At 61.5% G+C, this 18,690-nt stretch carries 24 protein-coding genes and 1 other RNA gene; 9 read left to right on the top strand and 16 right to left on the bottom strand.

The window, feature by feature from the left end; all coding sequences use genetic code 11:
- Window positions 1–40 precede the first annotated feature (40 nt).
- From AC0V7N_RS07900 to AC0V7N_RS07885, 4 genes are all read right to left on the bottom strand, one after another.
- Entirely contained in the window at window positions 41–346 is a 306-nt protein-coding gene (locus AC0V7N_RS07900) for an Rdx family protein (RefSeq protein ID WP_475456240.1), read from the bottom strand.
- Window positions 343–1,143, bottom strand: a complete 801-nt coding sequence (locus AC0V7N_RS07895) for an RDD family protein (RefSeq protein ID WP_475456238.1) — start codon at window positions 1,141–1,143, stop codon at window positions 343–345. Before AC0V7N_RS07895 ends, AC0V7N_RS07900 begins: the two co-directional genes overlap by 4 nt.
- Before the next feature lie 83 nt (window positions 1,144–1,226).
- Window positions 1,227–1,976 carry a YebC/PmpR family DNA-binding transcriptional regulator gene (locus tag AC0V7N_RS07890; RefSeq protein WP_475456236.1) on the bottom strand — a complete coding sequence of 250 codons (750 nt, stop codon included), beginning with the start codon at window positions 1,974–1,976 and terminating at the stop codon, window positions 1,227–1,229.
- A gap of 216 nt (window positions 1,977–2,192) precedes the next feature.
- A complete protein-coding gene (locus AC0V7N_RS07885) occupies window positions 2,193–2,516 on the bottom strand; it encodes an ArsR/SmtB family transcription factor (protein WP_475456234.1) in 324 nt (107 codons plus the stop codon).
- Between the two features lie 51 nt (window positions 2,517–2,567).
- Here AC0V7N_RS07885 and AC0V7N_RS07880 point away from each other — a divergent pair, with 51 nt between their 5' ends.
- Both AC0V7N_RS07880 and AC0V7N_RS07875 read left to right on the top strand, forming a co-directional pair.
- A complete protein-coding gene (locus AC0V7N_RS07880; protein WP_475456232.1) occupies window positions 2,568–3,050 on the top strand; it encodes an SRPBCC domain-containing protein in 483 nt (160 codons plus the stop codon).
- A 7-nt stretch (window positions 3,051–3,057) separates the two neighbouring features.
- Entirely contained in the window at window positions 3,058–3,525 is a 468-nt protein-coding gene (locus AC0V7N_RS07875) for an SRPBCC family protein (RefSeq protein ID WP_475456230.1), read from the top strand.
- Here the strand turns inward: AC0V7N_RS07875 and AC0V7N_RS07870 are convergent.
- Window positions 3,522–4,415, bottom strand: a complete 894-nt coding sequence (locus AC0V7N_RS07870; RefSeq protein WP_475456228.1) for a LysR family transcriptional regulator — start codon at window positions 4,413–4,415, stop codon at window positions 3,522–3,524. The two genes, AC0V7N_RS07875 and AC0V7N_RS07870, sit on opposite strands and share 4 nt — an antisense overlap.
- 100 nt (window positions 4,416–4,515) lie before the next feature.
- On the opposite strand from AC0V7N_RS07870, the gene AC0V7N_RS07865 reads away from it, so the two are divergent.
- A complete protein-coding gene (locus AC0V7N_RS07865) occupies window positions 4,516–5,367 on the top strand; it encodes an oxidoreductase (RefSeq protein WP_475456226.1) in 852 nt (283 codons plus the stop codon).
- Window positions 5,368–5,412: 45 nt separating this feature from the next.
- Here AC0V7N_RS07865 and AC0V7N_RS07860 read toward each other — a convergent pair whose 3' ends face one another.
- The 7 genes from AC0V7N_RS07860 to AC0V7N_RS07830 all read right to left on the bottom strand — a co-directional run bounded on the left by AC0V7N_RS07860 (window position 5,413) and on the right by AC0V7N_RS07830 (window position 9,077).
- Window positions 5,413–6,180, bottom strand: a complete 768-nt coding sequence (locus AC0V7N_RS07860; RefSeq protein ID WP_475456224.1) for a TerC family protein — start codon at window positions 6,178–6,180, stop codon at window positions 5,413–5,415.
- Window positions 6,181–6,248: 68 nt separating this feature from the next.
- Window positions 6,249–7,073: a TIGR00282 family metallophosphoesterase gene (locus tag AC0V7N_RS07855; RefSeq protein ID WP_475456222.1), complete on the bottom strand. Its 825-nt coding sequence runs from the start codon at window positions 7,071–7,073 to the stop codon at window positions 6,249–6,251.
- Window positions 7,074–7,126: 53 nt separating this feature from the next.
- Window positions 7,127–7,657, bottom strand: coding sequence for a DUF3592 domain-containing protein (locus tag AC0V7N_RS07850; RefSeq protein WP_496627779.1), 531 nt, complete (start codon window positions 7,655–7,657; stop codon window positions 7,127–7,129).
- A gap of 78 nt (window positions 7,658–7,735) precedes the next feature.
- The gene (locus AC0V7N_RS07845) at window positions 7,736–8,320 is read right to left on the bottom strand and encodes a 5-formyltetrahydrofolate cyclo-ligase (protein WP_475456219.1); all 585 of its coding nucleotides are present in this window, start codon (window positions 8,318–8,320) and stop codon (window positions 7,736–7,738) included.
- A 97-nt stretch (window positions 8,321–8,417) separates the two neighbouring features.
- Window positions 8,418–8,573: non-coding RNA, 6S RNA (gene ssrS / locus AC0V7N_RS07840), on the bottom strand.
- A 25-nt stretch (window positions 8,574–8,598) separates the two neighbouring features.
- Entirely contained in the window at window positions 8,599–8,811 is a 213-nt protein-coding gene (locus tag AC0V7N_RS07835) for a DUF4345 family protein (protein WP_496628003.1), read from the bottom strand.
- On the bottom strand, window positions 8,733–9,077 hold the full coding sequence (locus AC0V7N_RS07830; RefSeq protein ID WP_496628052.1) for a hypothetical protein: 345 nt from the start codon (window positions 9,075–9,077) through the stop codon (window positions 8,733–8,735). The genes AC0V7N_RS07835 and AC0V7N_RS07830 overlap by 79 nt, the downstream gene beginning before the upstream one ends.
- Before the next feature lie 91 nt (window positions 9,078–9,168).
- Between AC0V7N_RS07830 and AC0V7N_RS07825 the strand changes: the two genes are divergently transcribed.
- From AC0V7N_RS07825 to msrB, 5 genes are all read left to right on the top strand, one after another.
- A complete protein-coding gene (locus AC0V7N_RS07825) occupies window positions 9,169–10,008 on the top strand; it encodes an AAA family ATPase (RefSeq protein ID WP_475456213.1) in 840 nt (279 codons plus the stop codon).
- Window positions 10,009–10,100: 92 nt separating this feature from the next.
- Entirely contained in the window at window positions 10,101–10,547 is a 447-nt protein-coding gene (locus AC0V7N_RS07820; RefSeq protein WP_475456211.1) for a GNAT family N-acetyltransferase, read from the top strand.
- A gap of 8 nt (window positions 10,548–10,555) precedes the next feature.
- Window positions 10,556–11,746 carry a vWA domain-containing protein gene (locus AC0V7N_RS07815; RefSeq protein ID WP_475456209.1) on the top strand — a complete coding sequence of 397 codons (1,191 nt, stop codon included), beginning with the start codon at window positions 10,556–10,558 and terminating at the stop codon, window positions 11,744–11,746.
- 18 nt (window positions 11,747–11,764) lie between these two features.
- A complete protein-coding gene (locus AC0V7N_RS07810) occupies window positions 11,765–12,562 on the top strand; it encodes an MBL fold metallo-hydrolase (RefSeq protein ID WP_475456207.1) in 798 nt (265 codons plus the stop codon).
- Between the two features lie 107 nt (window positions 12,563–12,669).
- A complete protein-coding gene (msrB, locus tag AC0V7N_RS07805; RefSeq protein WP_013892492.1) occupies window positions 12,670–13,074 on the top strand; it encodes a peptide-methionine (R)-S-oxide reductase MsrB in 405 nt (134 codons plus the stop codon).
- Between the two features lie 75 nt (window positions 13,075–13,149).
- Here msrB and AC0V7N_RS07800 read toward each other — a convergent pair whose 3' ends face one another.
- Complete coding sequence (locus tag AC0V7N_RS07800) at window positions 13,150–13,494, bottom strand: hypothetical protein (protein ID WP_475456205.1); 345 nt, start codon at window positions 13,492–13,494, stop codon at window positions 13,150–13,152.
- 136 nt (window positions 13,495–13,630) lie between these two features.
- On the opposite strand from AC0V7N_RS07800, the gene AC0V7N_RS07795 reads away from it, so the two are divergent.
- Window positions 13,631–14,140, top strand: coding sequence for an arsenate reductase ArsC (locus AC0V7N_RS07795; protein ID WP_475456203.1), 510 nt, complete (start codon window positions 13,631–13,633; stop codon window positions 14,138–14,140).
- A 270-nt stretch (window positions 14,141–14,410) separates the two neighbouring features.
- Here AC0V7N_RS07795 and AC0V7N_RS07790 read toward each other — a convergent pair whose 3' ends face one another.
- The 3 genes from AC0V7N_RS07790 to AC0V7N_RS07780 form a co-directional block, all read right to left on the bottom strand.
- The gene (locus tag AC0V7N_RS07790; protein WP_475456201.1) at window positions 14,411–17,452 is read right to left on the bottom strand and encodes a phospholipase D-like domain-containing protein; all 3,042 of its coding nucleotides are present in this window, start codon (window positions 17,450–17,452) and stop codon (window positions 14,411–14,413) included.
- 326 nt (window positions 17,453–17,778) lie between these two features.
- Window positions 17,779–18,234, bottom strand: a complete 456-nt coding sequence (locus AC0V7N_RS07785; protein ID WP_475456199.1) for a hypothetical protein — start codon at window positions 18,232–18,234, stop codon at window positions 17,779–17,781.
- A 194-nt stretch (window positions 18,235–18,428) separates the two neighbouring features.
- Window positions 18,429–18,689, bottom strand: a complete 261-nt coding sequence (locus AC0V7N_RS07780; protein WP_010912082.1) for a DUF2312 domain-containing protein — start codon at window positions 18,687–18,689, stop codon at window positions 18,429–18,431.
- Window position 18,690: the final 1 nt, after the last annotated feature.

Genomic DNA, 18,690 nt, shown 5'->3' with positions numbered 1-18,690 from the left:
TGCGTCGAACAAGCAGTCGACGAAACGCAAGGGACTCCGCTCAGGCGGGGTCTTTTTGCGTGTGGCCCTTGCGGTCGGAATGACCGAGATCGCGATCCGGGTCGATCACGTCGCGCACCAGCTGCTTGAGCTTTGCCGCATCCGGAAAGCCACCGTCGCGCTTGCGGTCCCAGACCAGCACGTCGTTGCAGGAGATGGTGAAGATGCCGCCGGTGCCGGGTACCAGCGTCACTTCGCCGAGATCGGTGCCGAAGGTGGAGAGCAGCTCCTGCGCCATCCAGCCGGCGCGCAGCAGCCACTGGCACTGCGTGCAATAGGTGATGCGGATGGTGGGCAACGCTGTCATTTTACCACTACGGTCGTTTTTGCCAGCCGGTCGTAAATGGGATCGTGCTTTCTCGCAAGCGAGACCATGACCCAGATCGCCCAGGCCAGGCCCGCAAGACCGGCTATGATCATCAGCAGAAAGTAGGATTGTGAGGTCATGGTCTCGAGCCGGGCGGCGTCGCTGATGAACAGGAGTGTGCCAAACTCGAGGACCAGGAGCGGCAGAAGGCCGCCATAGGTGGCGGCCTGACGCAGCAAGGCCCGACCGAAAGGAATGCTTGCGCGGGCAGGATTCTTTGTGTCGACAACACGGATTCCTGTCGCGCGTTTGCCGAAAGTCTCTCCCGACCGCCACTCCATTCCGGCCATGTAGAGAAGCAGCGACAGGATCGCGATCCAGGTCACATCGAACACCCCATCCCTCGGCCTGCCGCTCGCATCAAGCCAATAGCCGCGAAAGACAGATGTCTTGGAGTTGCCGTCTACGGTCGTCTTCGCGACGACCAGCTCGCGCTCGGTGACAAGGCCGAAAAGGGACATCCGGCAATCCTGGATCGAATTGAAGCCTTCCGGCGGCGCGGGCTGGAGACCCTCTGGCAGCACATCGAGTGAGCTGCAGACAGTGGTCTTGAACCCAAAGCTTCCCTGGATCGCGCCGTTCGTCAGACCAAACAGGATTGCGACGACGACCTGCAGGGGAATGAGGATCAACGCGGCGTCGCACAGCAACGCACCAAGTCGCCGCCAGAACCCGGCACGCGGGCGCGCCAAAATACTGTCCCGCGGCACCCCGGCCCCAGTTTCATCAGGTGTCATCAATATCCCCCCGGTCAAGCCGAGGCGATGCTGGACAATTCAAACAAGGTTTTCAATCGCGCAAGGCGATAATGTTTCGAAACTTAGGCCGCGCTGAGCTTGGCCAAGGTCTCGTCGTCGACTTCGAAGTTGGCGTAGACGCTTTGCACGTCATCGTCGTCCTCGAGCGTGGCGACCAGCTTCATCAGCGACTGGGCCCGCTCCTCGTCGACCGGAACATTGTTCTGCGGCCGCCAGATCAGCTTCACCGACTCTGCCTCGCCGAGCGAGGCTTCCAATGCCTTCGACACCTCGCCGAGATTCTCGAAGGCGCAATAGATCGTGTGGCCTTCCTCGTCGGTTTCCACGTCGTCGGCGCCGGCTTCGATCGCCGCGTCCATCACCTTGTCGGCACCGCCGACCGATACCGGATAATAGATCTCGCCAACACGGTCCCACATGAAGGATACCGAGCCGGTTTCGCCCATCGCGCCGCCGGCCTTGGTGAAGGCAGCGCGCACATTCGACGCCGAGCGGTTGCGGTTGTCGGTCAAGGCCTCGACGATGACGGCGACGCCGCCTGGACCATAGCCTTCATAGCGCACCGCCTCGTAGTTTTCGGCATCGCCCATCGAGGCCTTGTTGACGGCGCGCTGGATGTTGTCCTTCGGCATCGACACCGCCTTGGCGTTCTGGATCGCCAGCCGCAGGCGTGGGTTCATCGATGGGTCGGGCGTGCCGCTCTTGGCGGCGACGGTGATTTCGCGCGCCAGCTTGGAAAACATTTTCGACCGCACCGCGTCCTGGCGGCCCTTGCGGTGCATGATGTTCTTGAACTGTGAATGGCCAGCCATGGCACCCCTGTCGTGTTCTCGGCTAGAACATTTTGCAGCCAGGTGGATCACCTCGCCTTGGCAAAAATGCTCGAATTCAAAATTTCAGAGCCGTCCCAGGTGCAACCCGCGGAAGCACGGCGTTCTCTGTCGGAATGGCCGGCTTATAGATAAATCAGCTCAATTCGTCCAGCCGCGCCGTGCTGCGGGACGACCAACAAGGACAGCCGCGATCACTTACGCCTCCAGATCCGACTTCAGCCGGTCGATGATGCTGAGCGCATGGCCGGCATACTGGCTGATCCAGCGGTCGTGGATCTGCTTGATCGGCAGCGAATTGAGATGGTTCCAGCGCTCGCGTCCGTCGCGGCGCGCCACGATCAGCTCCGCCTCCTCCAGCACCTTGAGATGCAGCATGACGGTGCAACGATCGATGTCGGGAAAGGCATCGCACAGCATGCCGGTGGTCTTCGGCTCGTCCTTCAGCTGATCGAGCATTTCGCGCCGGCGCGGATGCGCCAGCGCCTTGAAAACATTGTCGTCCTGGGTTCGACTTGACATGTTATATTTATATAACATATCGTTGGACCGATCAAGCAAGGAGCTGTGGATATGTCTCTTGGATTCAGGGTTTCCGGCCGCATCGGCAAACCGGTCGCCGAAGTCTTCGACGCCGTCGTCAATCCGAAAAAGCTGAGCGGCTATTTCACCACCATCGGCGGCGCCAGCGCGCCGCTGCGGACCGGGGTTGGCGTCGTCTGGTGGGGCAAGGTGCCGGTCGAGGTCGACGAAGTGGTCAAGGACAGCCGCATCGTGCTGCGCTGGGACGCCACCGACGCCGACGGCAAGCCGGCCTACAAGACCCGCATCGAGATGAATTTCGAACCGCTCGACGATGGCGGCACCTTCGTCACCATCGCCGAGAGCGGCTGGCAGGAAGGCGCGGTCGGCCTGAAGAAATCCTACCTCAATTGCGAGGGCTGGTCGCAGATGCTGGCCTGCATGAAGGCCTATGTCGAATACGGCATCAATCTGCGCGACGGCTATTACCGCAGCGAGATGAAGGGCGAACCCGCCAACGAGTCCAATGTTTGAGCATCCCATGGAAATCCGCGAAACGCCCACAGCCGAAGCCGGCATGCTGATCCGGCGGCCGGTCGCCGAAGTGTTCGAAGCTATCGTCGATCCGGCCATCACCACCAAATTCTGGTTCACCCACGGTAGCGACCGGCTGGACAGCGGCAAGGCGGTTCGCTGGGAGTGGCGCGTGTATGGCGTCTCGACGACTGCCACGGTCAGCGAGATCGTCAGCAACGAAAGGATCGTCCTGCAATGGAGCGATCCGCCGACCACGGTGGTCTGGACCTTCACCGAAATGCCAGGCGATGCGACTTTCCTCGAGGTCCGGAACTTCGGCTTCGCCGGTAATGGCGACGAGCAGGTCAGGCAAGCCATCGGTTCGACCGACGGCTTCGCGTTGGTGCTGGCGGGAGCCAAGGCCTGGCTGGAGCAGGGTCTGACGCTGGGGCTGATCGGCGACCGTTACCCGAAGGGCATCTCACCTCGTTAGAAGCGGCCGCGCACCGCCTGGATGAATGCCGCCAACACCGGACGCATCTGCCGCCGCGACGAATAGTAAAGGTGGAAGCCTGGAAAGGTTGGTGTCCACTCGGACAGCAGCCGGACAAGTCGGTCGTTCTCCAGGTAAGGCGCGACTTCGTGGGTGAGGAGATATCCGATGCCTAACCCGTCCAGCACGGCTTCGAGCATCAGTTCGGGTTCATCGAATGTGAGCGGGCCGGACACGCGCACGTCCAGGGCCTGTCCGTCGCGTTCAAATTCCCAGGCATAGATCGTCCCGGCCGTGACCATCCGGTAATTTATGCACCGGTGCTGCGTCAGATCGCTCGGGTGAGTGATAGGGGCTGAGTGGACCAGGTGATCGGGCGTCGCCACCACCGCCATGCTGAGTTCGGGCCCGACCTTGAGCGCGATCATATCCCGCTCCAGCTTTTCGCCCAAGCGGATGCCCGCATCGAACCGGTCGGCGACGATGTCACGGTAGGCGTAGTCGATCAGGACCTCGACCGTTGCGTGCGGGTGTGCGGCCGTGAAGGCGGGCAGCACCGGCCGGACCACTGCCTCATAGGCCTGCCGTGTTGTTGTGAGGCGCAGCGTTCCCGAGACGCTGTTTCGTCCCAGCTCCAACGCATCCAGCGCCCCGTCGATGCTTTCCAGCGCTGGCCCCAGCGTCCCCAGCAGCGTCTCGCCCGCTTCAGTCACAGACACGCTTCGACTGTTGCGCTGGAGCAGACGGTAACCGAGCCTCGCCTCGAGCCGGCGGATCGTATGGCTGAGATTTGAGGTGGATGTCGCAAGCATCACTGCGGCGCGCGTAAAGCTTCGGGCGCGGGCGACGGTTGCGAAGGCGGCAAGATCGTCCAGGCTGGCGCGCGTCATCATGCAATCCTGTTCAACGACCCTTGCAACCAATTCAGTCTAATCGAACGTTGTGCCGATCGCTATATCCGCCGGTATCAACGGATAGTGGAGATTGATCATGATAACGAAAGACGCCGTCTGGCTCATCACGGGCTGCTCCAAGGGCCTCGGCCGGGCGCTGGCGGAACAGGCTTTAGCCGCTGGCTACCGCGTCGTCGTCACCGCGCGGCACACCGCCGACATCGCCGACCTTGTGGCCGCCCACGGCGACGCGGCGCTCGCGGTCGAGCTCGACGTCACCGCCGCGGACCAGATCGCTGCCGCGGTCGCGGCGGCGCAGGATCGCTTCGGCGGCATCGACGTGCTCGTCAACAATGCCGGCTACGGCTATCTCGCCGCGATCGAGGAAGGCGAGGACGCCGATATCCGCGCCTTGTTCGAGACCGATCTGTTCGGGCCGGTCAATCTGGTGAAGGCGGTGCTGCCGGGAATGCGGGCGCGCCGGCGTGGGCATATCGTCAACATCAGTTCGATCGGCGGCTTGGTTACCTACCCGGGCGTTGGCTATTACCACATGGTGAAGTTCGGCATCGAGGCGATGTCGGATACGTTGGCCAAGGAACTGGCGCCGCTGGGTATCGGGGTCACGGTGGTCGCGCCGGGCGCTTTTCGCACCGACTTCCGCGGCCCCGCCTCAATCAAGCAATCGGCGACGCGCATCGACGACTATGCCGACACCGCGGGCAAAGCACGAGACGGGACATTGGCCGGCCACCGCAAGCAGGCAGGCGATCCCTCGCGCGGCGCCCGTGCGATCCTTGATGCCGTCGAGGCAGAGCGTCCTCCCGTCCATCTTCTGATCGGCGGCGATGCGTTGGATCAATTCCGCGGCAGGCTCGACGCGCTGCGACAGGAGACCGACGCCTGGGAGACGGTGAGCCGCGGCACTGACTTCGCCCCCGACAAGTGAGCCTGACAACATGCCGTGGCGGCTTCTCAAGAGGGCGCCGATGGCTCAATGCCCGTCGCCGGGCTTCGCCTTCTTGCGCCGCCGCGCCAGCATGTTGAGCCCCTCGACCAGCGCCGAAAAGCCCATCGCCGCGTAGATGTAGCCCTTGGGCACGTGGTAGCCCATGCCGTCGGCGATCAGCGTCATGCCGATCATCAACAGGAAGCCCAGCGCCAACATGACGATGCTGGGGTTCTTGGCGATGAAATTCGCCAGCGGCCCCGCCGCCAGCATCATCACGGTGACGGCCACGATCACGGCGATGTACATGATGGCGATTTCGTCGGTCATGCCGACGGCGGTGATGATGGAATCGATCGAGAAGACGAGGTCGAGCAGCAGGATCTGGAAGATTGCGCCGGCGAGGCTGATCTGCAGCGTCCCGCCCAGCATCGTGTCCTGGTGGTCGTCGGGATCGACTGTGTGATGGATTTCCTTGGTCGCCTTCCAGACCAGGAACAGGCCGCCGGCGATCAGGATCAGGTCGCGCCAGGAGAAACCGTGGCCGAAGGCGGTGAAGACCGGCGTCGTCAGCTGGACGATGATCGAGATGGTGGCGAGCAGCACCAGCCGCATGATCAGCGCCGCCGAGATGCCGAGCCGGCGGGCGCGGGCCCGCTGCGCTTCCGGCAGCTTGTTGGTCAGGATCGAGATGAAGATCAGATTGTCGATGCCGAGCACAATCTCGAGCACTATCAGCGTCAGCAAAGCGACCCATGCGGTTGGATCGGAAACAAAGTGAAAATGCGGCGCCAGAAACTCAATGAGCTGCATGGAGGTCGTCCCCTACGATCTAGAGCAGTGTCGCCGGCAATTAGGTACTGCGAACCCCTATATCAATGTCATGACCAGAAGGACGGAGCCGTTTCTTCCAATCGAGGCCCGCGACGAAACGGCGCGATCTTCTCGGTCAGTCCGGTACGATCGGAAATATCGACACCGACCCCACACAATGTCGCCGGTCCGGTCGCCGCCTCGAAGCGTCCTTTCGGCACTTTCGACAGGAACCGGTTGAGTGGTTCCTCCTTGTCCATGCCGAGCGAAGAATCGTAGTCGCCGCACATGCCGGCATCGGACAGATAGCCGGTGCCGCCATTGAGGATCTGGTGGTCGGCGGTCGGCTGGTGGGTGTGGGTGCCGACGACCAGGCTGGCGCGGCCATCGACGAAATGCGCGAAGCACATCTTTTCCGAGGTCGCCTCGGCGTGGAAGTCGATCACCACCGCATCCGCCTGTTCGCCGAGCGGACAGGCGGCGAGCTCGCGCTCGCCGGCCTGGAACGGATCGTCGAGCTCGGGATGCATGAACACCCGGCCCATGATGTTGGCGACCAGCACGCGCGCGCCGCCCCTGGAGATGTAGACCCCGGAGCCGCGCCCCGGCGTACCCTTCGGAAAATTCGACGGGCGCAGAAAACGCTCTTCGCGCGGCGCGAAGGCCAGCGCGTCGCGCTGGTCCCAGACATGGTTGCCGGTGGTGACAACATCGGCGCCGGCCGCGATGGTCTCGCGAAATATCTCTTCGGTGATGCCGAAGCCGCCGGCAGCATTCTCGCCGTTGACGATAACGAAATCGAGTTTGAAATCCGAGATCAGGCCAGGCAGTTGTTCCCAAACCGCCGTGCGTCCCGTCTTGCCAACCATGTCGCCGAGGAAAAGAAGTCTCATATCCACTTCTATCCAGAGCCATGGACGCTAGGCAAGCGGTACTACGGCTGGCCCTAACGCCGGCCGAAAGTGGCGCGCGGCGGCTGGGGCGGTTTTGCGCTCGCACCCACTGCGCCAACGGACGACGGCGTCATGGGCAATGTCGGCGGCGCGTTCCGTCGGCGTAGCCAGAAGAACCAGATGTAGAAGACGATGAAACCGCCGGTAGCGGCAAGGAGCAGCAATCCGCCGCGCCAGCCTTTCATCGCGGCTGTATCGAGCTTCGATGGATCGGCAGGGTTGTAATACATCTCTACCTTGTCGCCCACGGATGCCTTGTAAAGACCGATGATCTTTCCCTTGCCGGACCAGCTCATCGGCGCGTCGTTGGCGACATAGGTGACGGTGACATCGATGCCGTTCGTGGTGAGGCCGCTTTCCTGCTTTTCACTGTAGGGTCTGACGGAAATTACGGTTGCAACGGTCTGATGCCAGGCGGCTTGGTGATGCAGGGAGGTTCCGATGACGTGCAATGCCATCGCCAACAGCACTACCGCGATCAGGACGAACGGCATCAGCAGGAAGCGTGCAAAGACAAAAGCCATGGTTGCCATCAGCCCGGACTGTATTATGGGAATACTATCCGATATGTCTTGGAAACGCGTTAAGCAGATCGCGATATTTTAAGCGATGCCGAAGCGGCGCAACCCGCTCTCGGTGAGTATTTCCGGAATGACCACGTCGTGGTTTTCGTCTGGAACCTGCGGAACTTCCTGGCAGTCGAAGGCGATGCCGATCAATCGAGGCGCATGCCCCTTGTCGACAAGCTTCGCGATCGCGCGGTCGTAATAGCCGGCGCCATAGCCGATGCGATGACCGCGCGCATCGAAGGCGGCGAGCGGCACCAGCATCACCTCTGGATCAAGCACCTCCGCCTCTTCATGCGGCCCGACCGTGCCAAAGCCCATCTCCACCATCGGCGCGCCGCGCACCAGCTCGCGAAAGACTATGGTGGTCTTGTCGAGAATGGCGGGCAGGCAAAGCCTGGCACCCTTTTCGCGCAAGGCAAACATCAATGGCCTGACGTCGACTTCCGAACGCATCGGCCAGAAACCCGATACGATCTGACCGGGCTCGATGGTGAGATGATCGCGCGCCGTCTCGGCCATTTCGAGCGCTATTTCGACCCGCCAGAATTCATCAAGCGCGTCGCGGCGTCCAAGCGCTTCGAGCCGCAGCCGTTTTTTCAGGTCTTTGAGAGAGCTCATGCGGCCAGGATAGAAAAGGTCAGATTTGGATGGCGTTTTGGGAGCGACGTTTTCTACCACGTGATCCACCGAAATGCGTGGATACAGGGGCAAGAAGTGACGATCCACACAACCGGTGGAGAGAGCGATCCCGGGAACCTACAAAGTAGGTGGGCGCCGTATGAGAAAACCCACGGGTCTTCCCAGGGACAGCTCCCTAAGGATCGTTAAGGCCCCGGGGAAAATGTTCTCCTGCCGGGAAGCACAGACCGTCCTCTCCAATATAGGCCGCTGGTCGGCTAAGCGCCAGTGAGCCGGGCACACTCAGTGGCTTTATTCGCGACACGCCCCTGCCACCAGGCCAGCGCCGGCACCGCCAGCAGCTCGACGCAGAGGCCGGCGATGTGTCCCGCCGATGGCGCGCCGACCAGAATCAGCGAGGCAAGCCGCGCCAGTCCGCCGGTGAACGTGCAGGCGGCAAGCAGCCGGAACCGCTCGGTCTTCGTCTCGATGCCGGGAATGCAGCTGTACCAAGCAATGCCGATGGCCAGAAAAACCCGGACAGGAAGCGGAAATGGCTGTCGAGATCGACCGGCCATGGACGGATGACGTGCAGGAATTCCGGTCCGGACAGGATACCCTCGATGCCAACGAGGACCGGCGTGGCCGCCAGCACCGCGACAACGATCTGCAGTGCCGTCTTGCCTGATATCTTTTCATTCATGCCGCCGCCCTTCGGCCTGCCCAGCGGCCTCGTGTCAGCAACGGATATTTCCATGTCGGGTTTCAAGCCCATTCGTCGCAGCCGGCTCACCCTTGCACAGGCTGACCGGCGTCCTTACGCTCATGGCGTGAACCAAGGAGCAAAAATGCGTTTCGAAGGCACGGCGGCCTATGTCGCCGACAAGGATCTGATGGTGGCCGTCAACGCGGCGATCGCGCTCGAGCGGCCCTTGCTGGTCAAGGGCGAGCCCGGCACCGGCAAGACCGAACTTGCCCGCCAGGTGGCATCAGCGCTCGGCCTCGATCTCATCGAATGGCACGTCAAATCGACCACCAGGGCGCAACAGGGCCTCTATGAATACGACGCCGTGTCGCGGCTGCGCGACAGCCAGCTCGGCGACAGCAGGTTCAACGACATCAAGAACTACATCAAGCGCGGCAAGCTCTGGGAGGCCTTCGCGGCGGGCAGGAAGGTCGTGCTCCTCATCGACGAGATCGACAAGGCCGACATCGAATTCCCCAATGACCTGTTGCAGGAGCTCGATCGGATGGAGTTCTTCGTCTACGAGACCGGCGAGACCATCCGCGCTGCTATCAGGCCCATCGTCATCATCACCTCCAACAACGAGAAGGAGCTGCCGGACGCCTTCCTGCGCCGCTGCTTCTTCCACTACATCCGCTTTCCCGATGTCGACACGCTGCACAGAATTGTCGACGTCCACTATCCCGGCATCAAACAGAATTTGGTGCGGGCGGCGCTCACCCAGTTTTACGAGATCCGCGAGGTGCCGGGGCTGAAGAAGAAGCCGTCGACCTCCGAAGCGCTCGATTGGATAAGGTTGCTGGTCGCCGACGACATCGCGCCCGAGGATTTGCGCGCCGACCCGACGAACGCGCTGCCCAAACTGCATGGCGCGCTGCTGAAGAACGAACAGGATGTGCATCTGTTCGAGCGGCTGGCCTTCATGGCCAGAAGGCAGCAATAGCCAGGCAGCAATAGCGCTTTCCCCGGCTGTGGACCGTTGCTGCCGGCCGGCCAGGAAGGCAGCTTCGGCCGCAACCCTTCGGAGGAGATGAAATGTCTGAGATTATTGTCCGCCCGCTCGCGCAGTCCGACCACGCCGACTGGCGCCGGCTGTGGACCGACTATCTGACCTTCTACGAGACCAAGCTGCCGGAAGAGGTCTACGCCGTCACCTGGAAGCGGCTGTTCACGGCGGGTGAGTTCGAGCCGAAGGGTTTTATTGCCACGCTCGACGGCAAGGCGGTCGGCCTCACTCACTATCTCTACCACCGCTCAGGCTGGTCGGAGAAAAACAACTGCTATCTCCAAGACCTGTTCGCCGACCCGGACGTGCGCGGCAAGGGCATCGGTGCGGCATTGATCAAGGCGGTGAAGGACGCCGCGGAAAAAATCGGCGTCAAGAACGTTTACTGGATGACGCACGAGACCAACACAACGGCGCGCAAGCTCTATGACCACGTGGCGCGCCGCACCGGCTTCATCGAGTATGATCTGCTGTAGATAGCAAAATGTTCATCCCCTTCTTCCTCGAACTGAAGGCAGCGCGGGTTCCCGTTTCGCTCAGGGAATATCTGTCGCTGCTGGAGGGGTTGGAAGCCGGGCTGGTCGACTACGACGTCGAGGGTTTTTATTACCTTGCCCGCGCCGCTCTGGTGAAGGACGAACGCCATATCGACCGCTTCGACCAGGTGTTCGCGCATGTCTTCAAGGGCATTGAAGCGCTCGGCGGGCCGGATGCCGTTGATGTCGCCAACATCCCGGAAGAGTGGCTGCGCCGGCTCGCCGAAAAGCACCTGACCGAGGAAGAGAAAAAGCTGGTCGAGGCGCTCGGCGGTTTCGAGAAGCTGATGGAGACCTTGAAGCAGCGGCTCCAGGAGCAGAAGGGCCGACACCAGGGCGGTTCGAAATGGATCGGCACCGGCGGTACCTCGCCCTTCGGTGCTTATGGCTACAATCCCGAAGGCGTGCGCATCGGCCAGCACGAAAGCCGCAACCGCCGGGCGGTAAAGGTCTGGGACAAGCGCGAGTTCCGCAATTTCGATGATGCCGTCGAGCTCGGCACCCGCAACATCAAGATCGCGTTGAAGCGGCTGCGCCGCTGGGTACGCGAGGGCGCCGAGGAGGAGTTCGACCTGCCGGGCACCATCCACGCCACCGCCGAACACGGCTATCTCGACGTGCAGACGCGGCCCGAACGGCGCAACGCCGTGAAGCTGCTGATGTTCTTCGACGTCGGCGGCTCGATGGACGATCACATCAAGAGTGTCGAGGAGCTGTTTTCAGCGGCGCGCGCCGAATTCCGCCAGCTCGAATATTTCTATTTCCACAACTGCCTCTACGAGGGCGTGTGGAAGGACAACCGGCGCCGCCATGCCGAGACCATCCCGACCTTCGACCTCCTCCACAAATACGGCCCGGACTACAAGGTGATCGTCGTCGGTGACGCCTCGATGAGCCCTTACGAGATTGCGCACCCCGGCGGATCGGTCGAGCACTGGAATCCGGAGGCCGGCGCCGTCTGGCTCGGCCGCCTGCTGCAGCAATGGCCGAACGCCGTGTGGCTCAATCCCGAGAGCGAAAAGAACTGGGGTTATACGCATTCGATCGCGATGATCCGCGATATTTTCGGCGACCGCATGTTCCCGCTGACGCTGGCCGGGCTGGAGGCCGCGACGAAGCAGCTTTCTAGAAAACACTGAGCGATTTCCGGAGCGACCATGACCTGCTTCCTCTGCCTGCAGTGCGGCGTCCAGTTCGCGGCGACGGAGACGCCGCCGCAACACTGCCCGATCTGCGAGGACGAGCGGCAGTTTGTGCGCTGGGAGGGCCAGGCCTGGATCACACAGCAAGAGCTCTCTACCGGGCATAGACTTGTGATGAGGGACGATGCCGGCGTGCTGGCCTTCGGCATCGAGCCGCGCTTCGCCATCGGCCAGCGGGCGCAATTGGTGCAGACGCCGCACGGCAACGTGCTGTGGGACTGCGTCTCGATGGTCAGCGACGAGGCGGTGGCCGAGATCAACCGCCGCGGCGGCCTGGTGGCCATCGCCATTTCGCACTGCCATTTCTATTCGGCGATGGCCGAATGGAGTGAGGCCTTCGGCGGCGTGCCGATCTACCTCCATGCCGACGACCGCAGCTGGATCATGCGGCCGCATCCCTCGATCGTCAGTTGGGAGGGCGAAACGTTCGCCATCAATCCGTCGCTGACACTCATCCGTTGCGGCGGCCATTTTCCCGGCAGCCAGGTGCTGCACTGGCAGCGCGATGGCGGCAACGCCCTGCTGACCGGCGACACCGTGCAGGTGACGCCGACACGCCGCCATGTCAGTTTCATGTACAGCTATCCCAACCAGATACCGCTCAACTCGGCGGCCGTGCGCTGCATCGCGGCAGCACTCGAACCATTCGACTTTGACGACATCCGCGGCGCATGGTGGGACCTGAACATCATCGGCGGCGGAAAGAAGTCGTTCGCCACTTCGGTCGCCCGCTATCTCGCGGCGATCGCCTGAGGAAGACGGCACGATTGAAAATGTGGGCAAATCCCGTAACAAATGCCTATGTTGGTGCGAATATCCGGTTGCAATCAACAACGAGCCGCCAAGGCTGAGGAGATCAAATGGACACCCACACCTACCCCGTCACCCGCACCGACGCCGAATGGCGCGCCCGGCTGACGCCGGAGCAATATGCGGTCATGCGCGGCCACGGCACCGAGCGGCCGGGAAGCTGCGCCCTGCTCTACGAGAAGCGCGCCGGCACATTTTCCTGCGTCGGCTGCGACCAGCCGCTGTTCGAATCCAAGCTGAAGTTCGAGAGCGGCACCGGCTGGCCGAGCTTCAACGACCCGGTGCCCGGTTCGGTCGAGAACACCATCGACCGCAGCTACGGCATGGTCCGCACCGAATGCCACTGCGCCCGCTGCGGCAGTCATCTCGGCCACGTCTTCGAGGACGGCCCGCCACCGACCGGCCTGCGCTACTGCATCAACGGCGTGGCGCTGAAATTCGAGCCGGCGGCCTGAACGGGCCCCGATAATCGGATCATACAAAGGGCGGCTTCGGCCGCCCTTTTTCATATGCGCACGCTGAGCACCGCCTCAGGCAACAACCGTCACGATCAGCCAGAGCGCCGAACCCAGCATCATCAGCGAGGCCTTGGCGCCGCCGGATTTCTCGGCTGTCCGCCAGACAGCAATGGTGAGAAAGATGTTGTAGGGCACCGGCAGAAAATGCACGGCCAGCACCACCCATAGCGGCAGCTTCAGCCCGAGCAGCATCAAGGCCAGCGCCGAAGACGCGACGCTGAGGGCCGTGCCGACCAGCAGCATGTCACGCCAGAACAGCCGGTCGAGCGGCACCTCGCCTTGCCAGCGCGCGCGCAAAAAGCTGGCGTCGCGTTTGGCCCTATCGGGCGCCGCGCCCGTCGCATCGAGATCGTCCATAGATCGAGCCTTCGCTAACTCAACATGTAAAAAAGCACCTCGGATGGCGCAGAAATCTGCCGCCAAACCATGTATGATCACGGACCTGTGATCCGTATCGCATTCTGCCGTTTGCGCAAACATGGAGGGGTTTGGAATGAGCGATCATGTCTACAACGTTCTCTTTCTTTGCAACGCCAACTCCGCCCGCTCGATCCTGGGCGAAGCCATTTTGAACCGGATCGGGGCCGGCCGCTTCAAGGCCTATTCCGCCGGCGCGAACCCGAAGGGGACCGTCAATCCCTATGCGCTTCAGTTGCTGGAAAGCCTGAGCCACGACACATCCTTTGCCCGCTCGAAGAGCTGGGATGAGTTCTCCGGGCCCGACGCACCGCAGATGGATTTCGTCTTCACTGTTTGTGACAGCGCGGCCAATGAGAGCTGCCCCATTTGGCCGGGTCATCCGATGACCGCGCTCTGGGCGGTGCCGGATCCCGGCAAAGCGACTGGAACGGAGGCCGAGCAGCATTTCGCTTTCGCCGATGTCTATCGCATGCTCAACAACCGCATCGCATTGTTCGTCAATCTGCCGGTAGGGTCGATCGACAGGCTGGCCTTGCAGAAACATCTGGATGAAATCGGACAGGGCGAGGCGCTGCCGAACTAGACTAGACTAGGCCGTCGCGGTACCTCGCAGTCTCACCGACCGCCTAGGCACCGAGGCAACGGAAGCGTTCGTCGACTACGTGGTTTCCGGTCCCGTTTAGTCTCTGGCTGGGCTGACACTTGCACGGTCCGCTAGAATACCTACATTTCTTGCCAGCATTCCAAAGGAGGATGCTACCATGAGCTACTCGATGCTCCGTATCTCTATTGCTCTGACCATGTTTCTGATGGCGGATGGCGTTGCTCTCGCCAGCAAGATCATCGGCAACGGTTAATGCCATAAGGTGCAGGCAACGGCAGCCGCGTTTCCTGCACCAGACGCGTCCCTCACAATAGCTGGCGGCTTCAGCCTTCGCTCTTCGACGCCGACAACACGGCTGGCAGCAAGACTTCGTTCCAAGTAGGACCCTTGGAATGGCTTGCATTGCCGATCAACGCCCAGGATTTCGGAAAGCGGAACTGCGACGTAGCCAGGATGTGGCGTTGTGTCATTAGCCGCGGTCACGATGATCGGCATCGGCAGGGACTCGTCGATCTTGGCCGGACCGATTCGATTCCAGTCGTAGAGGAAGATGTCCTGATAGAACTTCGCGATGTCGCGGTCATAAAAAATCAGGCTAGCGTCGCGGTTGTATCCGGTCCCTGCGGTGGTCCAGTTGTGGCTTCCGACCAGCACCGCCTCCCCATCGACGATGATGCCTTTGGTGTGACAATTATTCTGCTTGCGAACCCTGGTCGTGTCGAAGCCGTAGTCCTTGGCGTTGCTGATAGTTTCGCGATCGTCCGGACCGAATGAACGGAAGATGATGCGGACATCGCGACCAGCCTTCTGCTGCGCCAAAAGCGCGTCGAGAAGCCTCCGGTAGTTGTCGCCCACGGTCTTGGTATTAAAGCTCTGGTTCTGAAAGAAGATCGTGCTTTTTGCGGACTGGATGAACGGCAGCACCACGTCGATGTAATTGTCGGGTGTAAGGATCGGCTGGACGTCTATCTCGCGGGTGTCCGTCAGCGGTTGGAAGTAGCGCGGCTGTGCGGTCGCTTCGTCGACAGCCAGGTCTGTGGGCACCCACACCAGCGGCTCGCCGCCTACTGCCTCCGGCGCTCCCTTCGCCTCCTCCAGATCGCGCAGGATATGCGCTTCGAAGAGTTGGCTTATCTCCTGATCCTCTAACACCACGTGCCATTCGCGGTTGTAGAGTCTGAGCGCGTTCGCATCCGCCGGGTTGGTGAGAGGCGCCACGTCGGGCTGATTTGAGCTCTGCCAGTTGCCGCTCGACAGCCACATCGCCGCGCGGTCGCGAACCGCGACCTTGATGTGGTAGGCAGAATCGAAAATGCCTGTCTTGCCTACGCTGGCGGCTGCGAAGTTGAACTTGCTGCCCTTCTCCTCTCGTATCTTGTCCACGGCCTCATAGTCGGTGAAATCACCGGTGTGCACCTTGCCGCCCATCTGCAACACGAGAGACATCGTCTCAGCTTTGTTCTTCACCGCTTCGAGAACGCCGTTCAGCACGTTGACGGCACCAAAATCGTACATCGCCACCACCAGCGACTTAGTCGTTGCAGCCAAAAATGGCCCTAGAACTGGCCAGCTTGCGTCAGGCCCGGTGTGCACCGTGAATTTTGTCGACATCTTGCGCCGCGTAAGGGGCAGATCTGGCCGTGGCTCGTAGCTGGTGTGCCAAGCGGGAGGGGCCTCGTCGCCGATACTGAGGCCCATAAGGTCCGAGGTGGAGGCAACGGTAATGTCCGTCCGAACGCCGTCGATGTAGGAAGGCAGCGGCACGACACCACGGGACTCTAGCGCGCCAAGGTCGACCTTGCGCTTGACGGCGATAACCACTGCATGCTCGTCGGTAATCTCGCCGTTCTCGAAGCGATAGCCAGGTTTGACCGCTACGACATCTTCCCGATTTGCGAGAAGTGCGCGAGCCGTGCGTACGGCCGCGAGCGTCATTTCCTTGGTCGGAGGAGGGCTGCCTGGTAGTGGCACCGAGGTGGTGGGAGCGGGCCCGGAGCCTTGCGGCGGGACCCAGAAAGATGAGCCAAAGCCGGAGCTAGGCGTTGGGCCTACCACCGGGGCGGCAGCGAATGTCGGCAACGCGGCACCGTCGATCTCGATCGTGATTCTGAGCGGCACCGTGAAGGTAACCCCAGCTCGCCCTGAATTTTGATTGCGGGCCCCGCCGTTATTGTCCGCCATGACGATTCCTCCCGTGTTTTCCATTAGGCCGCGCGCGCGGCCAAGGCAGCGCTTGAGCTGTTCCATGGGCACTGCGTCGTTCTCAATGAATTCAATCCCGCGGTAATGCAGCGCCACCACCTTCCCGGTACCGATGTCTATGACGGGCGAGCCGGAATTTCCGCCCAGCGTGGAGCACGAGTGGGTAATGTTGGCATCCCCAACGCCGAGCAGGTTGCCCACCGCTACCCGCTTCTTGTCGTAGATCCCTCCGAAAATCTTATTGGCGAGTTGCTGGTCCGAGAACCGGATGTCGCTTGCCGGATATCCGACCACAGCTACAGGCAGCTTCGCAGGAGGCGGGTCACTGGCGAGTTCCAGTTTCACCCGGCCGACAGCCGAAGAGTTCTGCGCTAGCTTTAGGAAGGCGATGTCTGGCAGGCCGTCAGGAGCCACCCAGACGATACGCTCAACCGTGACAGGGTCCGTAGCAGCGTTCCCGTATTCGTGTAGGAAGTCGATGTCGGCTCCGATCGGCGTGCGCGCGTCGAATCCCAGTTTGAAGGTGAAGCCTGCCCCGCTGGTCTGGGCAAACAGATTGGCAACATGTCGGTTCGTTACCACTAATCCGTCGTCGATGACCCAAGCGGTCCCCACGAATGGATTGTCGAAATTGCTCACGTCGACGCGGCCGATCGAGACCATGCTCCGATTGAGAAGCGGTGCGTTGGCCGTCAGGATCTGGCGCCAGGCTGTCGCCTCGGCACGGGCGCTGTTGATATCGATCGTGTTGTTCTGAACGAGAAAGACCGGCGTACCCACCGCGAACACGATCGTTTCGTCATTGGTGACCGATGGCGGGGGCTGTGTTGGTCCGCCCGCCCCGAAAGGCGGCGGTGCGCCGGGCGGGGGCGCTCCTCCGTTCGGCTTCACGCCCTCCTCGACAGGTTGAGGTGCCGTCGGTGACAAGGCCCCAAAGCGCGCGTTTATCGCTTTGGTGGCATCGGCCACCCATTGGGGGTGCTCCGCTTCTCTCTGTATTTGGCTGATATTTGCCAGCACTTCCGGCGCACTTGCATCTGTTATTTGCTTAGCTACGCTGCGCAGGCGTTGTGAGTCGGCTACGGTCATTCCTTGCTCCCCTCCCCCGATTCGATAGGGAATTGCCAAGAAATCTAAAGAAAAATACAAAATTTCTGCGCAGTTAGTCGGCGCAACTTTCCATCGGTCTTTCGTCCACAATAAGCCGTCGCTCCTGGACAGAAAAACAACTCAGACGATACATCATTTTTTTTTAAATACTAGGACGCATCATGCCGTACTGGGTGCTTCTGGAGCGCATCGAGGATGGGCTGCTGTACAGGTGGCAACCTCTCATCGGTCAAAGGAAGCACTGACCATCGTGCTAAGCTCTGACCAGAGCTAATGGCTTGATTCGCTGCGGGCGTTCGAGGCCATCAGGCCGGCGGACGGGCTTCTTCCCCGAGCACCGCGACAACAGCCTGCTCGACGCGCGAGCATTCCGTCACCAGCCAGTCGGTCATCGCGGGCCAGTTGTCCTCGGCATAACAGTTGACCCGCCACATCGAATTGATGCCGAGACCCTCGCAGCTTTGCTCAGGCCTGAGCTTCAGCCTGTCTTCGATGGCTGGCTGGAACGGCTTCAGCCGCGACCAGCTTTCCGTGGCGCCGAACTTCTCGTTGCGGCCGAAGAAGACGCCGACATGGTTCTGCGCCGGCGCGACATACATGGAAAGGACCAAGGCGAAGTCGGGCAGCCCGCGCTGCCAGAACCAGGGTCCGCGCCGCGCCAGCCGGGCTCTTTCTTCCGGATGCCGCTCAGCGAACAGCGACCAGAAGCCGCGATGGCGGAATTCCGAGGCGCGGCGACCGCCGAAGTCGAATTCGCTCATGGTTCGATGCCGCTCCAGCATCACCCAGGTTTAGATCGTTGCCGGGCCCTTAGAGGCTGTTTCGAAATTCGCTCTGGCGAGTCATATGGTGGTGGTTTCGAGAACCGGAGCGGAGCGGACATTCGGGTCCGTGAGCACCGGAAGCGCAGAAACCGCCATCAGATGGCCGCCAGAGTAGAATTTCCAAACAGTCTCTACACCATGCCGAGCGCGGCCATATACAGATCGAGGATGGCGTCCTCTTCCTGGCGCTCGGCCTGATCCTTCTTGCGCAGGCGGATGATGGTGCGGATCGCCTTGGTGTCGAAGCCGGTACCCTTGGCCTCGGCGAAGACTTCCTTGATGTCGTCGGCGATCGTCTTCTTTTCTTCCTCGAGCCGCTCGATGCGCTCGATGAGGGCACGCAGCTGGCCGGCGGCAACAGTCTGGCTCGTCTCGGTGATATCGTCGGCCATG

The organism is Mesorhizobium kamtschaticum, from assembly GCF_056174585.1.
The sequence above is the reverse complement of the archived record's forward strand: the minus strand, read 5'-3'. Positions and strand labels throughout refer to the sequence as shown.

Coding starts and splice junctions, on each gene's coding strand:
- AC0V7N_RS07860 (WP_475456224.1), bottom strand. CDS start 6,180: ATGCAGCTCATTGAGTTTCTGGCGCCGCATTTTCACTTTGTTTCCGAT.
- AC0V7N_RS07820 (WP_475456211.1), top strand. CDS start 10,101: ATGTCTGAGATTATTGTCCGCCCGCTCGCGCAGTCCGACCACGCCGAC.
- AC0V7N_RS07810 (WP_475456207.1), top strand. CDS start 11,765: ATGACCTGCTTCCTCTGCCTGCAGTGCGGCGTCCAGTTCGCGGCGACG.
- AC0V7N_RS07880 (WP_475456232.1), top strand. CDS start 2,568: ATGTCTCTTGGATTCAGGGTTTCCGGCCGCATCGGCAAACCGGTCGCC.
- AC0V7N_RS07845 (WP_475456219.1), bottom strand. CDS start 8,320: ATGAGCTCTCTCAAAGACCTGAAAAAACGGCTGCGGCTCGAAGCGCTT.
- AC0V7N_RS07815 (WP_475456209.1), top strand. CDS start 10,556: ATGTTCATCCCCTTCTTCCTCGAACTGAAGGCAGCGCGGGTTCCCGTT.
- AC0V7N_RS07800 (WP_475456205.1), bottom strand. CDS start 13,494: ATGGACGATCTCGATGCGACGGGCGCGGCGCCCGATAGGGCCAAACGC.
- AC0V7N_RS07830 (WP_496628052.1), bottom strand. CDS start 9,077: ATGGAAATATCCGTTGCTGACACGAGGCCGCTGGGCAGGCCGAAGGGC.
- AC0V7N_RS07870 (WP_475456228.1), bottom strand. CDS start 4,415: ATGACGCGCGCCAGCCTGGACGATCTTGCCGCCTTCGCAACCGTCGCC.
- AC0V7N_RS07785 (WP_475456199.1), bottom strand. CDS start 18,234: ATGAGCGAATTCGACTTCGGCGGTCGCCGCGCCTCGGAATTCCGCCAT.
- AC0V7N_RS07875 (WP_475456230.1), top strand. CDS start 3,058: ATGGAAATCCGCGAAACGCCCACAGCCGAAGCCGGCATGCTGATCCGG.
- AC0V7N_RS07850 (WP_496627779.1), bottom strand. CDS start 7,657: ATGGCTTTTGTCTTTGCACGCTTCCTGCTGATGCCGTTCGTCCTGATC.
- AC0V7N_RS07790 (WP_475456201.1), bottom strand. CDS start 17,452: ATGACCGTAGCCGACTCACAACGCCTGCGCAGCGTAGCTAAGCAAATA.
- AC0V7N_RS07895 (WP_475456238.1), bottom strand. CDS start 1,143: ATGACACCTGATGAAACTGGGGCCGGGGTGCCGCGGGACAGTATTTTG.
- msrB (WP_013892492.1), top strand. CDS start 12,670: ATGGACACCCACACCTACCCCGTCACCCGCACCGACGCCGAATGGCGC.
- AC0V7N_RS07855 (WP_475456222.1), bottom strand. CDS start 7,073: ATGAGACTTCTTTTCCTCGGCGACATGGTTGGCAAGACGGGACGCACG.
- AC0V7N_RS07780 (WP_010912082.1), bottom strand. CDS start 18,689: ATGGCCGACGATATCACCGAGACGAGCCAGACTGTTGCCGCCGGCCAG.
- AC0V7N_RS07825 (WP_475456213.1), top strand. CDS start 9,169: ATGCGTTTCGAAGGCACGGCGGCCTATGTCGCCGACAAGGATCTGATG.
- AC0V7N_RS07900 (WP_475456240.1), bottom strand. CDS start 346: ATGACAGCGTTGCCCACCATCCGCATCACCTATTGCACGCAGTGCCAG.
- AC0V7N_RS07795 (WP_475456203.1), top strand. CDS start 13,631: ATGAGCGATCATGTCTACAACGTTCTCTTTCTTTGCAACGCCAACTCC.
- AC0V7N_RS07865 (WP_475456226.1), top strand. CDS start 4,516: ATGATAACGAAAGACGCCGTCTGGCTCATCACGGGCTGCTCCAAGGGC.
- AC0V7N_RS07890 (WP_475456236.1), bottom strand. CDS start 1,976: ATGGCTGGCCATTCACAGTTCAAGAACATCATGCACCGCAAGGGCCGC.
- AC0V7N_RS07885 (WP_475456234.1), bottom strand. CDS start 2,516: ATGTCAAGTCGAACCCAGGACGACAATGTTTTCAAGGCGCTGGCGCAT.